This is a genomic window from Streptomyces sp. NRRL S-340, assembly GCF_000720185.1.
Taxonomy (GTDB): Bacteria; Actinomycetota; Actinomycetes; order Streptomycetales; family Streptomycetaceae; genus Streptomyces.
The window spans coordinates 1-14,178 of record NZ_JOIY01000028.1 but is presented as its reverse complement, the minus strand read 5'-3'; the positions used below and the strand labels follow the sequence as shown (position 1 = coordinate 14,178).

General features: G+C 72.2%; 11 protein-coding genes. 7 read left to right on the top strand and 4 right to left on the bottom strand.

All coding sequences use genetic code 11. From position 1 onward, the window contains the following. The first annotated feature begins 153 nt into the window (after window positions 1-153). On the top strand, window positions 154-531 hold the full coding sequence (locus IG64_RS22165; RefSeq protein ID WP_037858940.1) for a hypothetical protein: 378 nt from the start codon (window positions 154-156) through the stop codon (window positions 529-531). Between the two features lie 35 nt (window positions 532-566). Further along, a complete protein-coding gene (locus IG64_RS22160) occupies window positions 567-1,112 on the top strand; it encodes a carboxymuconolactone decarboxylase family protein (RefSeq protein WP_037858939.1) in 546 nt (181 codons plus the stop codon). A gap of 1,010 nt (window positions 1,113-2,122) precedes the next feature. Here IG64_RS22160 and IG64_RS22155 read toward each other — a convergent pair. From IG64_RS22155 to IG64_RS22145, 3 genes are all read right to left on the bottom strand, one after another. Continuing rightward, a complete protein-coding gene (locus tag IG64_RS22155; RefSeq protein WP_037858938.1) occupies window positions 2,123-2,896 on the bottom strand; it encodes a GNAT family N-acetyltransferase in 774 nt (257 codons plus the stop codon). Beyond that, window positions 2,893-3,546 carry a TetR/AcrR family transcriptional regulator gene (locus IG64_RS22150; RefSeq protein ID WP_051813185.1) on the bottom strand — a complete coding sequence of 218 codons (654 nt, stop codon included), beginning with the start codon at window positions 3,544-3,546 and terminating at the stop codon, window positions 2,893-2,895. Before IG64_RS22150 ends, IG64_RS22155 begins: the two co-directional genes overlap by 4 nt. A 351-nt stretch (window positions 3,547-3,897) precedes the next feature. After that, window positions 3,898-4,458: a TetR family transcriptional regulator gene (locus IG64_RS22145; protein WP_037858937.1), complete on the bottom strand. Its 561-nt coding sequence runs from the start codon at window positions 4,456-4,458 to the stop codon at window positions 3,898-3,900. Between the two features lie 179 nt (window positions 4,459-4,637). Here IG64_RS22145 and IG64_RS22140 point away from each other — a divergent pair, with 179 nt between their 5' ends. From IG64_RS22140 to IG64_RS22130, 3 genes are all read left to right on the top strand, one after another. Then, window positions 4,638-6,629 (top strand): helix-turn-helix transcriptional regulator, encoded by a 1,992-nt coding sequence (locus IG64_RS22140; RefSeq protein WP_078884138.1) that lies wholly within the window; start codon window positions 4,638-4,640, stop codon window positions 6,627-6,629. A gap of 31 nt (window positions 6,630-6,660) precedes the next feature. Then, window positions 6,661-8,157 (top strand): MFS transporter, encoded by a 1,497-nt coding sequence (locus tag IG64_RS22135; RefSeq protein WP_234438588.1) that lies wholly within the window; start codon window positions 6,661-6,663, stop codon window positions 8,155-8,157. Window positions 8,158-8,229: 72 nt separating this feature from the next. Then, the gene (locus IG64_RS22130; protein ID WP_037858933.1) at window positions 8,230-8,664 is read left to right on the top strand and encodes a nuclear transport factor 2 family protein; all 435 of its coding nucleotides are present in this window, start codon (window positions 8,230-8,232) and stop codon (window positions 8,662-8,664) included. Between the two features lie 290 nt (window positions 8,665-8,954). Here IG64_RS22130 and IG64_RS22125 read toward each other — a convergent pair whose 3' ends face one another. After that, window positions 8,955-11,162 carry an alpha-galactosidase gene (locus IG64_RS22125; RefSeq protein ID WP_037858930.1) on the bottom strand — a complete coding sequence of 736 codons (2,208 nt, stop codon included), beginning with the start codon at window positions 11,160-11,162 and terminating at the stop codon, window positions 8,955-8,957. Window positions 11,163-11,359: 197 nt separating this feature from the next. Between IG64_RS22125 and IG64_RS22120 the strand changes: the two genes are divergently transcribed. Beyond that, window positions 11,360-12,589: an ROK family transcriptional regulator gene (locus IG64_RS22120; RefSeq protein WP_078884137.1), complete on the top strand. Its 1,230-nt coding sequence runs from the start codon at window positions 11,360-11,362 to the stop codon at window positions 12,587-12,589. 183 nt (window positions 12,590-12,772) lie between these two features. Further along, entirely contained in the window at window positions 12,773-14,086 is a 1,314-nt protein-coding gene (locus tag IG64_RS22115; RefSeq protein ID WP_037858927.1) for an ABC transporter substrate-binding protein, read from the top strand. The last annotated feature ends 92 nt before the right edge of the window (window positions 14,087-14,178 follow it).

The window sequence follows — 14,178 nt, the reverse complement described above, 5'->3', positions numbered from 1 at the left end:
GCTGCGTGGCGTGTTTCAGCGCCGTGCCGGTCATGGCGTGTGCCGCCTCAACTCCCGGGGAGATCGACTCGACCGCACCAGACATGTGTGCATAGAGCCATGCATCGACATCATGTCGGTCATTCATCGACATATATCTCAAAGGACATCTCCATGGAATCTGCCCGTATCAGCGAGGCGCTCCGCGCCCTGGTCTTCGACCCCGACCCGGACGCGGGCCTGGGCGAGACCATCGACCGGTACTACGCCCCGGACTACACCCACCGCAGCGACGGCCGCACGCTGGACCGTGCCGCGTTCGTGGCCATGGTCGCCGGGATCAGGAGCCTGGTCGCCGCGGGCACCGTGACCGTGCTCGACGAGGTGCGCGACGGCTCCGTGTACGCCGAGCGGCACGTCTTCCGCCTCACCCTCAAGGACGGCTCAGAGCAGCACCGGGAGGTCGCGGTCTTCGGCGTCCTCGCCGAGGACGGCCGCTTCCTGCATCTGAGCGAGACCGGCTTCGAGGTTCCGCCGGAAGAAGCCGCCTGAACCACCGCCTCTCCCCTCGACGAAGGAAGTACGACATGCCCCGTCTGACCGACCCCGATCCCGTCTCCTTCCCGGACGACGTACGCGCACTCGTCGCGTCGCTGCCGCCGGACCCGATGGTGCGGATGATGGCGCACTCGCAAGGCACGGTGCGGCCCTTCGTCCAGTTCGCGAAGGTGCTGTTCACCTCACTGGAGCTTCCGGCCCGTTCGCGTGAACTGGTGATCCTCACCGTCGCCGAGTACAGCGGCAGCCCCTTCGTCGCGGCCCAGCACGACCCGTTGGCGCAGGCGGCAGGCGTCGACGAACGGACCCGGCGGCTGATCCGCGAGCGGCTGCTCGACAGCCCGGACCTGTCGCCCGCCGACCGTGCGCTGCTCCGCTTCACCGCGGAGGTGGTGCGCGGCCCCCGCGTCCCGGACGAGGTGTTCGAGGAGGTACGCGCGTTCCTCACCGAGCGCGAGGTGGTGGAGGTCCTGCAAGTGGCGGGCTACTACTGGTCCTTCGGCCGCATCTCCACGGTCCTCGACGTCGAGGTCACCCAGGTGTACGGCGACGGAGAGGTACTGAACACGCCCTGAGAGGGTGGCGGGAGCGGAACGCACGCCACCGACGGGGCTGGGGACCGCTCCGCCGTCCCGCACGGCGGGGACCGCCGCCGCGCCGGTGCCCACGGTGACCACGAGTCCGTGCACGCCACCGGGAACGGTCCCGAGGATGTTCCGCGCGAGGCCGCCGTCGCGGTCCACGACCAGATCGGCACCCAGAGCACGGACGAGTTCCTCGTCGGCCGGCGCGGCGACCGCGACCACGGTGAGTCCCTGGGCCTCGGCCATCTGCACCACGTAGCCGCCGACCGCACCGGCGCCGCCGGTGACCGCGACGGCCGGCCCCGGGGCAGGCCGAGCGGGTCCAGGGCGTGGCGGGCGGTGAGCCCGTTCATCGGAAGGGTGGCCGCCTCGCTGTGGCTGCTGCCCGCGGGCGCGCGGGCGACGCGCCAGGCGGGCAGCGCGACGGACCCGGCGTACGCGCCGCCCATGGGCTCGACGGGTGAGGCCACCGCCACCACCCGGTCGCCGATCCGCAGCCCGGTGGCTGCCCCGGGCCGGTCTCGTCGACGGCCCCCGCTGCCTCGAGACCGAGGATGTGCGGCGGCCGTACCGCGCCGAGGTCCACGGCGCCGCTCGGACGTACCGGTCGGCGGAATCGACCGTCGCCGCACGCACACGCACGCGCACACGCACACGCACCTGTTCCGGACCGGCGTGCGGCTCCGGCAGATCGAACACGGTGAGCTTCTACGTGCCTCCGAACTCGGACGCACCTACAGCTCTCACACTCAGCTCCGGTACGTGGCCGCGCTCGGCGCCGGTGGTGAGCCCGTACGCGCGGGAGGCCCGTCACGCGTATACACGATCAGTGGATCAAGCGAGGGCGTACGGGGCGACGACCCGATTCGTATGTGCGCCTGTGCGCCGACGACGGGGGATCGATCGTCGCCACGACTCCGTACGGCGGCAGACGTTTTGAATGACCACCCACGCGGTGGGCCGGGAACCGGTCACGCGTGTGTTTCTCCCCGCCCGGTGGGTCAGGCCGTGAAAGCGGACCAGGACTCCTCGGTGCGGAAACCGGCCTGCTGGAAGAACGGCTCGCTCTCCTCGCCCGAATGCAGATACGCCGTGTGTGCTCCGGATTCTCGCGCGTCCCGCAGCAGTGCCTCGGTCACCGCCCGGCCGAGGCCCCGCCGGCGGTACCCGGGCAGGGTGCCGATGTTGGCGAGACCGGCGTGGCCCTGTGTCAGGATGGCCAGCCCGGCCGCCGCCGGCACGCCGTCCGCCTCCGCGAGGTACGCGCGGACGAAGGGGCGTCCGAGCACGAGCGGTGTGTAGAGGCTTGTGAGGATGGCGGGCGGAGCCTCGAACGCGGCTCCCAGGACGGTGGCGAAGGTCTCGAACTCGTCCTCGTGCAGCGGGCGTACGGAGACGGGCTCCTGCGGCTTTGTCACGTCCCGCTCCTCTTCGAGCGGCAGCAGCATGAACGCCTGCCGGGTGAGGGTGTGCAGGCCGTGCGCGGCGGCGATGCGGACGATCTCCGCATCCGGCTCCCCCCGCAGCCGGATGCTCCAGGGCACTTGCTGCGCCTGTGCCTCTGCCTCGTCGCAGAGCGGGCCGATCTCCTTCGTGTCCGGGACGGCCGACGCGCTCAGGATGCCGTTCAGCGCGGGTATCCGCGACCGGGTGAACGCCAGGAGAGCGCCGTCGGGGCCGCGGCCGACGAAGCCGTTCGGGAGGGTGCCGGCGAGTGCTTCGACCGCTGCCAGAAAGGCTGCGGACGCATCGGACACGTTGTCACTATTGGTCATACATGTGAGTGTAGGACATATGTGTTTTCAGGTGTGAGTGCCGCGGAGAGTCCGGTGCCCTGGGCGCTCCGTCCCTTCAGATGGGCGATGAGGATGTCGATGACCGCCTCGAGAGGGGTGCTGTCACCGGTCGAGCGGAGCATCTGGACGCCGCCCTGTATGCCCGCGATGAAGGCCGCCGCGGCCTGGTCGGCGTCGAGCGCCGGGTCGATGAGCTCTTCGGCCCGCATGGCGGTGATCCCCTCCCGCAGGAGTCGTTGCCAGCGTCGGAGCAGGGACGCGGCGACCTCGGCGGCGCCCGGGGTGCTGCCCACCTGGTCCATCAGGTTGCCGAGCGGGCAGTGGGCGCCCTGTGCCTGGTAGCGCGCCACCACGGCGTCCCGCCAGCGTGTCCAGGCCGGCCAGGAGGTGAGCGAGTCGACGTGGGGCTGCTGGTCCGTGATGACGCGCTCGGCCTCATGGCGGGCGACGGCAAGGAGGATCTCCTCCTTGCCACCGGGGAAGTAGTGGAAGAGCTGTCCCTTGCTGGTGCCCGTGATCGCCCTGATGTCGTCCAGCGTCACCGTCCCCGGAGCGTCGCCGCGCATGTGTGCCGCCGCTCCTTCGATGATGCGCTGCCGGGTAGCACGGCCCTTCGCAGTCAGTGCCATGGCGTCAGGTTACTGCAACTCTGGAGGATTTAGTCCAGTCTGAGCGAGCTGCTGTCCGTTAGGTACCCATATGCCTGCTCCTTTCGTGGACTTGTTGGTCCAAAAGGCATCGTCCGCGCGTCGTGGACACCTCCGGTCGTCGGCTTTCCTGTGGCGACAGGTGTGCCGAAAACACGTCCGGGGTGTGTCCGGGGCGACGGAGAAGGAACACCCGCACCACCCCTGCTGTGATTGTCGACCTGTTCCTCATTCCACCGGCCGCTGTCGACGAGGCCGGACGCACCGGTCCGCACCCCGACACCCGGGGTCACCCCAGAGTGATCGCGCCCGCGGCCTCGGGACGGGACCCGTTCAGTTCACCAGTGCGGCGGTGACGCGCTTCACGATCTCGCGGCGCTGGTGACTGTCGTCGATGTCCACCACCGCCAGCACCTCGGGGTTGGCCGCCTCCCACAGCATCGCGATGTGGATCAGCAGGGCGAGCAGCACCCGGGCCTCGAACCGGGTGGAGACCACGCCCTTGGCCTGAGCGTCGGCGATGAGGGCGCTTCTCCTGCGCACGTCCTCCATCGCCTGTTCATTGGGCGTCTGGTCGCCCCGCTCCATGCGCTGCCAGGTGATCAGCCGCGGGAACTCCGGGTACCGGGCGTAGATGTCGCTGAGGTTCGCCGCCACCTCGGGCAGGTCCTCGGCGTCCTGCGGCAGGTGCACGATGATGTGCTCGACCAGGCTGTTCCAGACCGCTTCGAAGAGTCCCGCCTTGCTCTTGAAGTAGTGGTAGATCTGGGCCTTGTTGCACTGCGCGGCGTCGGCGATGCGGTCGACACGGGCGCCGTTGAGCCCGTACGCGGCGAATTCGGCCCGTCCGGCCGCGATGAGTCGTTGCTTGGTGGCTTCGGCGTCGCGCTGCATGTGCCGAGGATAGCGCAGCTACTAACTAACTGTTTACTTGACAGTTCACCGACCCGGATGTTCACTTTCAACTAACCGGGTAGTTGAAAGAGGTGCCCGGCAGTGCTCCGGGTTCTGCTCGCCCGTATGCGAGGGGCCGCGGCACGCTCGGCGCGGGGCTGCGGTGAGGGAGCGGGGACATGACATCAACCACGGTGCTGGTCGGGCGGGACGCGGAACGGGTGGGACTGTGGGAGTCCGTCGGAGCCACTGAGGGCAACTGCCTTCTCCTGCCGGGCGGTTCGGGTGTGGGCAAGAGCATCCTGCTGGACGACGTGGCGACCCTGGTTGCCGGGCAGGGCCCGCTGGTGATCCGGGTGGCCGGGGTCGAGGCGGAGGCGGAGCTGCCCCGCGCCGGGCTGCGGCAGATCCTGTATCCGCTGCTCGCCGCGGCCCCGCCCGACGCCGGCACCGGCGTGGTGTGCGACGCGGGGTCCGGTCGGACCGAGGGCACGCCCCCGCCGGTCATGGCCCTCGGCGGGGCGTGGCTCCGCCTGCTGTCGTCCGTCGCCGCGGTCCGGCCGCTGCTGATCGTGCCCGACGGCGGTCACCGGCTGGACGACGCCGGCGATGCCGTGTGCGGGTCCGCAGGCCGGCGGCCGGCCGGTCTCCGGGTGCAGGTCCGCGTGGCCTCCCGCGACGGCGCCCCCCTCGCCTTGCGCTTCCCCGCCGCCGCGCTGACGCGGGCCCCGGTCGCCGTTCTCGGTGCCGACGATGCCGCTTTCCTGCTGGTCCGGTACCACCCCTTGTGGAGCGGACGCGTCCACCGGCTGGTGCTGGACCAGGCCCGGGGCAATCCCCTGGCACTGCTCGAACTGCCGCCCCGTCTCGGCGGTCCTGTCGCGGACCGGGCGCCGGACGGTCCGTGGGGCACCCGGTACGCACCGCTGTCCGGACAGCTGCAGCAACGTTACGGCGCCCGCATCGCCGAGCTGAGCGGCCCCGTCCGCGCGGAGCCGGTGAGGGGCGCGCTCGACGGAGCGGGAGCCGAGCCGGGTCACGGCGCGGCCGCCGGGACCCGCTACCGCGTGCGCGACGGGGAGGAGGCGGTGGCACGCGGCCTGTCGGTCGCCGGTCCGGACACCGGCGCATCGGCATCGCGGCATCCGCTGGTACGGACGAGTGTCGTCCGGCCGGCCACTGGCCGGCAGCGCCGTGTCGCCCACGGCGAGCCGGTCCGTACCCGCCGCGACACCCTCGACCGGTACGCCACCCTTCTCGCGGCGGCCACGGCCGACCCGGACGAGAAGGCGGCCGCGGTCACGGAGGCGGCCGCGGTCACGGCGGCGGCGGGTTCTGCGTCCCGGAGCGGTGCTGCCGTCGCGGCGGGGGACTGCCCGCCCCGGGCCGCGGAGCGGAGCGAGAACCACGCGGTCACGGCGGCGCTGAGCGACGGCGACTTCGAGACCGCGTGCCGGCATGCCACCGGTATCACCGCCCCGGGTGCCTTCCGGCCCTGCGCGCACCAGGCGTCGCGCACCCTGTTCGACCTGGTGGAGGCGGCGCTCGGTACCGGGCGGCTGCGGCAGGCCCGGGAGCATGCGCCGGCCGCGCGGGACGCCGGTCTTCCCGGTGTCTCGCCGCGCCTGGCCCTGCTCACCCACGGCGCCTTGGCGATCACCGCCGACGACGAGGCGGAGGCCGCCGCCCTGTTCGCCCGCGCCGAATCCCACCCGAGCGGGGCGCGCTTCCCGTTCGAACTGGCGCTGGTCCGACTGGCGTACGCGAGGAGTGTGCGGCGCCGCGGGGGCGGCCCGGCCGCCCTGCGGCCGCTGGCCCTGGCCGCGGAAGCCTTCGACCTGCTGGGCGCCGTCGGCTGGGCCCGTTCGGCCCGGGACGAGCTGAGGGCCGTCGAAGCACTGGCCGGCGCGGTGCGGCGGCCCGCGGTGCGGTTGACCGCGCGGGAGCGGGAGATAGCCAACCTGGCGGCGCGCGGGCTGACGAACACGGAGATCGGCGAGCGGACGCGGCTGCCCGAGCGGACCGTCGTCACCCACCTGTACCGCCTCTTCCCGAAGCTGGGGGTCACGACGCGAAGCGCGCTGCGCGAGGCCCTGGACCGGTGGGACGAGGTCGCGTCCCCGGCGGCCGGGCGGGCGGGAGCGGCGCGGGCCACTGAAGAATGGACTTGACGATCCAATTTTGAGGGCTCATCATTGGACCATGAAGTCCAGTGATAGTTTTTCGGGTGACCCCGGGGCGGCCCTGTCACCCGCCGCGCGTGGTGCCGGTGTCGTGCTGATGATCCTCTCGATCTGCTCGGTGTCCTACGCCCTGGTGCAGTCGATGGTGAACCCCGCACTGGAGGCCCTGCGCGACCAGGTGCACACGGACCAGCTCGGGGTGAGCTGGGTGCTCACGGCGTTCCTCCTGTCGAGTGCCGTCATGACCCCGATCCTCGGCCGACTCGGCGACCAGATCGGCAAACGCCGCGTCCTGGTCGCCGTCCTGCTGCTCCTGGCCCTCGGAAGCGTGGTCGCGGCACTCGCGACCGACCTGCCCGTCCTGGTCGTGGGACGCGTGCTGCAGGGAGCGGGTGGTGCCACGCTGCCGCTGGCCTTCAGCATCGTCCGCGATCTTCTGCCCCGCGAGCAGGTCGGTGCCAAGATCGGCATGATCGCGGCGATCAGTGCGGTGGGCGGAGCCATCGGCCTGGTGGTCACCGGCCCGATCATCGACGGGCTCGGCGTGCCATGGCTGTTCTGGCTGCCCGCCATCGCCAACGGCATCATGATGCTCCTGGTGCTCGCCGTCGTCCCGGAGACCGGCACGAGGTCCGCGGGCCGGATGAACTGGCCGGCCGGTGCCATGCTCTCCCTCACGCTCGTCCTGCTCCTGCTGCCGCTGAGCCTGGGCCAGGAGTGGGGCTGGGCGTCGGGCAAGACCCTGGGGCTGTTCGCCGCCGCTGTGGTGGCCGGCGTCCTGTGGGTGCTCGTCGAGTCGCGTTCCAGGTTCCCGCTGATCGACATGACCGTCTTCAGGATGCGCGCTGTGTGGACGGCCAACCTCGCCTCGTTCCTCTTCGGTGTCACCCTCTACTCCGCGCTGGGTTTCATCCCCGTCTTCCTCCAGACCCCGTCCAGCACCGGCTACGGACTCGGTGAGTCCGTCACCGTGTCCGGCCTGCTCTTCCTGCCGGTCATGGCCTCCCAGTTCGTCGGTGGCCTCGCCGCCGGACCCCTGGGGAACAAGATGCCGGCGAAGTTGCTCCTCATCGTCGGCACCCTGCCGACCATCATCGGTTTCCTCATGCTGGGACTGCTGCACGGCAGCGCCTGGCTGGTCTCCCTCTCGGCCGCGATCGGAGGCCTCGGATTCGGCATCGGTCTGTCGGCTCTGTCCGCCGCGGTCGTCCACGCAGTGCCCGCCGAGCACACCGGCGCCGCGACGGGGATGAACGCAAACATCCGCACCATCGGAGGCGCCGTTGGCGCAGCCGCGGTCGCCGCCATCCTCGCGTCCCGCACGGGCAGCGACGGATACCCCGAGGAGAGCGGGTTCACGACGGCGTTCCTGGTGCTGGCCCTGGCCGGCATGGTCGGGCTGGTCTCGTGCCTGCTCATCCCGTCCGGTTCCGGCGCCGCCGGCCAGGCGGAAAGGCAAGCGGAGCCGAGGGCGGAGCAGCGCGTGCTCGCACCGGTCGAGGAAGACATCGCCTGAATCTCACGGGGTCCCCTGCGGGGACGGCCGCGACCGACGACGATCCACCACCACACTCAAGGATGAACATTCATGGCATCAGTCTCCGACTCCCGGCCCATCGAGAACTTGATCGCCGAGTACGCGGAACGTCTCGACAGCGCCGACCTGGCGGGCGTGGGCGCGCTGTTCGCCGAGGGCGCCTTCATCGGCACGGACGGCACCCGCTACGAGGGCAGCGCCGCCGTCGAGGGGATGCTGCGGGACCGCACGATCGTCCACAGCGACGGCACGCTCCGCACGCACCACGTCACCACCAACATCCGTATCGACATCGACGAGGAGGCCTGCACGGCCACGGGGCGGGCCTACTTGACGCTCTTCCAGGCCGCCGATGGACTGCCCCTCCAGCCGATCGCGGCCGGCCGTTACAACGACCGCTACGTGTGGCGGGACGGAACCTGGCGGTTCGCCGAGCGCCGCATCAACGTCCACCTGGTGGGCGACACGAGCTACCACATGAGCTGACACGGGCTCCGGCCGGCGCCGAGGGGCGAGAGCCCGCCGGCGCCGGGCGCCCGTTCACCCCGCTTCTCCGCCCGCCGCCCGCACCGCCGGCATCGCCGCGGCCCGCGCCCCCGGACCGACCGTGGCGAGGGCCCCGGTCACGCACGCGTCGGCGCACGGCGCGAGCAGCGACGACCCCGGCACCCGGAGCACCGCTCCCGGCTGTCGCGCGACGGCTGCCGACCGCGCCGCGCGGTCGGCGACGACCCGGCCCTCAGAGCTGCGAACAAGAGGAGCCAGGGCAGTACGCGTCAGGGAAGCCGGACCAGGTGCACCGCGCAGCTGGCCCAGTCGCCCGGCGCCAGGCCGGGGTGGAACCCGTACTCCGCGAGGACCGTGGCGTGGTGGACCTCGCCCGTGCGCGCGTCGCGGTAGCGGGCCCCGGGGGTGAGCCCCCGCAACCGCACCGGGAGCTGCGGGACTCCGTGCCGCGGCCCGCGCCGCCAGGCCAGCACCAGCGTCTCCGCGCCGTCCCCGGCGGCGTACTGCACGACCGTCGGGCCCTCGCCGTGCGGGCCGGCCAGCCGGTACAGATCGCCCTGCTGGACCAGGTGACGCACCTTCTTGTACGCGGCCACCAGCTCGGCGCCCTCCGCCAGTTCGGTCTCCGACCAGCGGGTCAGGTCGCCGCCGATGCCCAGCAGCCCGGACATCGCGGCATGGAAGCGGAAGCGCAGCGGCACCGTGCGTGCGGTGAGCTGGTTCGGCACGTCCGTCACCCAGGCGGACAGCACACGCGCCGGATGGATCTGGCCGAAGCCGTGCTGGATCACCAGACGGTCGACCGCGTCGGTGTTGTCCGACACCCACGCCTGGTCGGTGCGGGCGAGGATGCCCAGGTCGACGCGTCCGCCGCCGCCGCTGCACGTCTCCACGCGCAGCCCCGGGTGGTCGGCGCGCAGCCGGTCCAGGACGCCGTACAGGTTGCTGACGTACGCCGTCCACAGCCGGTCGCCGCCGTCACCGCCGCTGGGCCCGCCGGGACCGTCGCCGCCGCCGGACCCGCCGGACCCGCCGGGGCCGTCGCCGCCCAGTTGCTCCCCGCCCTCCTGCCGCGGCCAGCCGGCCTCGCTGAACGGGCGGTTCATGTCCCACTTGAGGAAGTCGATGCCGTGCTCGCCGACCAGCCGGGTGAGCCAGCCGTACGCCCAGTCGGCGACGTCGTCCCGGGCGAAGTTCAGCACGAGCTGGTGGCGCAGCTCCGTGCGGTCGCGGCCGGGCACGTGCAGCACCCAGTCGGGGTGCGCCCGGTACAGGTCGCTGTCCGGGTTGACCATCTCCGGCTCCACCCAGAGACCGAAGCGCATACCGAGCCCGTGCACCGCGTCCACCAGCGGACCGAGCCCGCCGGGGAAGCGGTCCGGGGACGGCGTCCAGTCGCCCAGCCCCGCCCGGTCGCTGCGGCGTGCGCCGAACCAGCCGTCGTCGACGACGTACAGCTCGACACCCAGCGCGGCGGCCCGCTCCGCGAGCGCCTTCTGGCTCCGCTCGTCCACGTCGAAACCGGTGGCCTCCCAGGAGTTGTACAGCACGGGGGCCACCTCCTGGGCGTGGGGCAGCACATGGCGGCGGACATACGTGTGCCAGGCCCGGCTCGCCGCGCCGAAGCCGCCCTCGGTGAACAGCCCGGCGAACACCGGGGTGGTGAACTCCTCGCCCGGCGCGAGCGGCACGGACGTGCCCTCGTGGCCGGCGCCGCCGGTGAAGCCGGCCCGCCCGTCGGGTGTCCGCTGCACCGTGATGCGCCAGCTCCCGCTCCAGGCCAGGGCCGCGCTCCACACCCTGCCGTGCTCCTCGGACGCCTCGCCGTCGTCCAGCATCACCCAGGGGCCGGCGTGGTGGCTGGTGATCCCGCGCCTGCTGGTCAGCACCGTCTCGCCGGGCGGCAGCGGATCGCGGCTGAGCTGGTTCTCCGCCGACCACTGGCCGGTCACGTGACTGATCCTGCAGCCGGGCAGCGGCGGCAGCGACCAGGCCGCCGAGTCGGCCCGCAGCAGGGCGAGGTGCCGGTCCCCGGCGTTGCGCAGCACCGTACGGCGCTCGATGACGTCCGTGTCCGCGCGCACCGTGTAGTGCAGCGCCACGTGCAGGGGGTACAGGCGGTCGCGGAACTCCAGGACCAGTTCCGTGCGGCCGGGGGCGGGTTCGAGGACTCGGTGGCCGGTGGGCTCCCACTCGAAGGCGCGTGAGCCGTCCGCGTAGCGGACCTGGAGGGACGGCGGGCCGTAGCGCGTGCCGCCGTCCACCGGGAGCTCCTCGCCCACCGGCGGCCGTCCCTCGAAGCTGCTCGCCGCCGCCGGGAGCGGGACGGCGAGGTCCACCGCCTCCGGCAGGGTCAGCCGTGGCCCCCAGGCGAGATGGCAGGGCGCACCCGTCTCGTCGACGCGCAGGGCGTAGGAGGTGCGGGGCGTGGTCAGCAGCCAGACCCCGCGGTCGGGGGCGTGGGAGATCGTCGGCATCGGGCCTCACGTTCGCGAGAAGGGGTGACAGCGGCAGAAGGCGGCGTGCTCGCAAGAGCCAAGCGTGACCTTCGACCCGGTGTCAACACCCCACTCGTCGCCTGGCTTTGAAAGACGATCACCTCGCTCAGGCAATCTTCAGAGGATTCCTGCTTCTTTCATTGACAGCAGAAAATAAGAGACCTAGGTTCCCGGCCATGTCCTCGCCCCTGTCCCCGCCGCCGCTCCTGGCCTCGCCCCGTTCCGCCGCACCCGCGCCGCGGCCGTCCGCCGAGACGTTCCCGGCGAACACCCCCGCCGCCGCGCAGATCTTCACCACGCTCCTCTCCCAGGGCCCCCTCACCCGCACGGAGGCGGGCCGCCGGGCCGGACTGTCCGCCGCGGCCGTCACCAAGGCGGTCCGGCCGCTGATCGAGGCCGGTTACCTGGTGGAGGACGCCGACGAGGACGCCCGCCCGGCGCTGGGCAGACCGGCGAACCTGGTCCGGGTCGACGGCGGACGCGCCCTGTTCATCGGGATCAAGGTGACCGGCGACGAGATCATCGGTGTCCTCACCGACCTGTGCTGCCGCATCCTGCTCGCCCGGCACCTGCCCCTCGCCGACCGCGCCCCCCGGGCCGTGCTGGCCTCGGCCGCCGCCCTGGTGGGGGAACTCCTGGCCGAGGCGGACGGGTTCGGCGTCCACGTCATGGGACTCGGCGTCGCCGTCTCCGGCGACGTGGACCGCGCCGAGGGCGTCGTACGGTACTCGCCGTTCCTGGACTGGCGTGACGTGCCCCTCGCGGAACTCGCCGCGGCGACCACGGGGCTGCCGGTCACCGTCGACAACGACGTCCGCGCCCTCACCGTCGCCGAGCAGTGGTTCGGCGCGGGCGTCGGGCTGTCGGACTTCGCCGTGGTGACGGTCGGCGCGGGCATCGGCTGCGGCCTGGTCGTGCACGGCCGGGTGGTGGCAGGCGCCCACGGCGTGGCCGGCGAGATCGGGCACGTCACCGTCGATCCGGCCGGCCCGCCGTGCCGCTGCGGCAACCGCGGCTGCGTGGAGGCGATCGCCGGGGACGCCGCCATCGTCCGGCGGATCAGGGACGCCACCGGCGCGGAGGTCGCCGACGCCGCGGAGGCCGTGGCCCTGGCCCGACAGGGCGTCGCCGGGGCGCGTGAGGCCTACGCGCGCGCCGGTGAGGCGATCGGCCGGGGCATCGCCACCGTGGCCAACCTGCTCGGCCCCGAACGCGTGATCATCTCCGGCGAGGGCCTGGCCGCCTACGACCTGTTCGCCGAGCAGATCCGCGACGCGTTCACCGCCGCCGCCTTCGGCTCCGCCGCCCAGTGCGACGTACAGACGCGCCCGCTGGCCTTCGAGGAATGGGCCCGCGGGGCGGCTGCCACCGCCATCCAGTCCTTCACCGCCCAGCACACACACTGACGGCACACCCGGTCACCGGCAGCCCGCACACCGACGGTACGCCCGCACACCGCACAGGCCGCCGGCGGACCACGGCACACACGCCGTCGGCGCACACCACGACAGCACACTCGGACGCACACTGAGATCGCGCCGCCCCCCGGCACCCCCGACCGTTCCCACACGCACGTACGAGGAGCAACCATGACGCAGCAGATCCGCACCCCGCTGGCTGCGCCCGGCCCAGGGCGGCGCAGGGTCGTCGGCGGCCTGTTCGGGCTGGGCGCCGCCGCCCTGGCCGCCCCCGTCCTCACCGCCTGCGGCGGGGGAGCGGGCGCCGACCCGAACACGGTCACCTTCGGCTCCAACGGCGCCGACGCCACCCCGAAGTCCGCCTACGCCGCCCTCACCAAGGCCTTCACCGCCGGCTCGGGCCTGAAGGTGAAGACGAACACCGTCGACCACGACACCTTCCAGAAGTCCATCACCAGCTACCTCCAGGGCACCCCGGACGACGTGTTCACCTGGTTCGCCGGGTACCGCATGCAGTACTTCGCCAAGAAGGGCCTGTGCACCGCGCTCGACGACGTCTGGGAGAAGATAGGCGGCGGTTTCAGCGAGGCGACCAGGCAACTGGCGCGGGGCGCGGACGGCAGGTACTACTTCGTGCCGCTGTACAACTACCCGTGGGCCGTCTTCTACCACAAGAGCCTCTTCCAGGAACGCGGCTACCAGGTCCCGCGCAAGTGGGACGAGTTCATCGCGCTGGCCAAGCGGATGAAGAAGGACGGCCTGTCCCCCGTGGCCTCCGGATACGGCGGCGGCGACAGCTGGTCGGTCCTCGGCGCCTTCGACTACCTGAACCTGCGCGCCAACGGCTACGACTTCCACACCTCACTGCTGCGCGGCCAGGTGTCCTGGACCGACCCGCGCACCGCCCGCGTCCTGGACCTGTGGCGCGAACTGACGCCGTACTACCAGGCGAGCGGGGGCGGCCGGTCCTGGCAGGACGCCGCCCAGTCGCTGCTGGACAAGAAGTCCGGCATGGCGGTCATCGGCCTCTTCCTCGGCCAGCAGATCACCGACGAGTCCCTCCGCGCCGACATCGACTTCTTCCCGTTCCCCGAGGTCGACGCCGCGCACGGCCAGGACACCGTGGAAGCCCCCACCGACGGCTTCATGCTCAGCCGCAGGCCCAAGAACCCGGACGGGGCGAAGAAGTTCCTGGAGTTCCTCGGCACCGCGCGGGCCGAACACACCTACATGGGCGTCGACCCGAGCAACCTCGCCGTCAACGAACAGGCCGGCACCGGCTCGTACAACGCCCTGCAGAAGAAGTCCGCGCGGCTCATCGCGGACGCCAAGCACATCAGCCAGTTCGCCGACCGCGACAGCGACCCCGGTTTCGTCTCCACCGTCCTGCTGCCCGGCCTGACCGAGTGGCTCAGCCACCCCGACGACGGCTCCGGCACGCTCAAGAAGATCGAGTCCCAGCGCTCGCGTTTCTTCACGGCCTGACCCCGGCCGGAAAGGCTCCCGCCGTGCCCTCCGTGACCCGCTCTCCCGCCCCGGCCCCCGCACCCCGCGCCCCCGGCCGGACGCCCCCCGCC

Excerpts from the sequence above, each read along its gene's own strand:
- IG64_RS22165 (WP_037858940.1), top strand. The coding sequence starts at position 154 with ATGGAATCTGCCCGTATCAGCGAGGCGCTCCGCGCCCTGGTCTTCGAC.
- IG64_RS22160 (WP_037858939.1), top strand. The coding sequence starts at position 567 with ATGCCCCGTCTGACCGACCCCGATCCCGTCTCCTTCCCGGACGACGTA.
- IG64_RS22155 (WP_037858938.1), bottom strand. The coding sequence starts at position 2,896 with ATGACCAATAGTGACAACGTGTCCGATGCGTCCGCAGCCTTTCTGGCA.
- IG64_RS22150 (WP_051813185.1), bottom strand. The coding sequence starts at position 3,546 with ATGGCACTGACTGCGAAGGGCCGTGCTACCCGGCAGCGCATCATCGAA.
- IG64_RS22145 (WP_037858937.1), bottom strand. The coding sequence starts at position 4,458 with ATGCAGCGCGACGCCGAAGCCACCAAGCAACGACTCATCGCGGCCGGA.
- IG64_RS22140 (WP_078884138.1), top strand. The coding sequence starts at position 4,638 with ATGACATCAACCACGGTGCTGGTCGGGCGGGACGCGGAACGGGTGGGA.
- IG64_RS22135 (WP_234438588.1), top strand. The coding sequence starts at position 6,661 with ATGAAGTCCAGTGATAGTTTTTCGGGTGACCCCGGGGCGGCCCTGTCA.
- IG64_RS22130 (WP_037858933.1), top strand. The coding sequence starts at position 8,230 with ATGGCATCAGTCTCCGACTCCCGGCCCATCGAGAACTTGATCGCCGAG.
- IG64_RS22125 (WP_037858930.1), bottom strand. The coding sequence starts at position 11,162 with ATGCCGACGATCTCCCACGCCCCCGACCGCGGGGTCTGGCTGCTGACC.
- IG64_RS22120 (WP_078884137.1), top strand. The coding sequence starts at position 11,360 with ATGTCCTCGCCCCTGTCCCCGCCGCCGCTCCTGGCCTCGCCCCGTTCC.
- IG64_RS22115 (WP_037858927.1), top strand. The coding sequence starts at position 12,773 with ATGACGCAGCAGATCCGCACCCCGCTGGCTGCGCCCGGCCCAGGGCGG.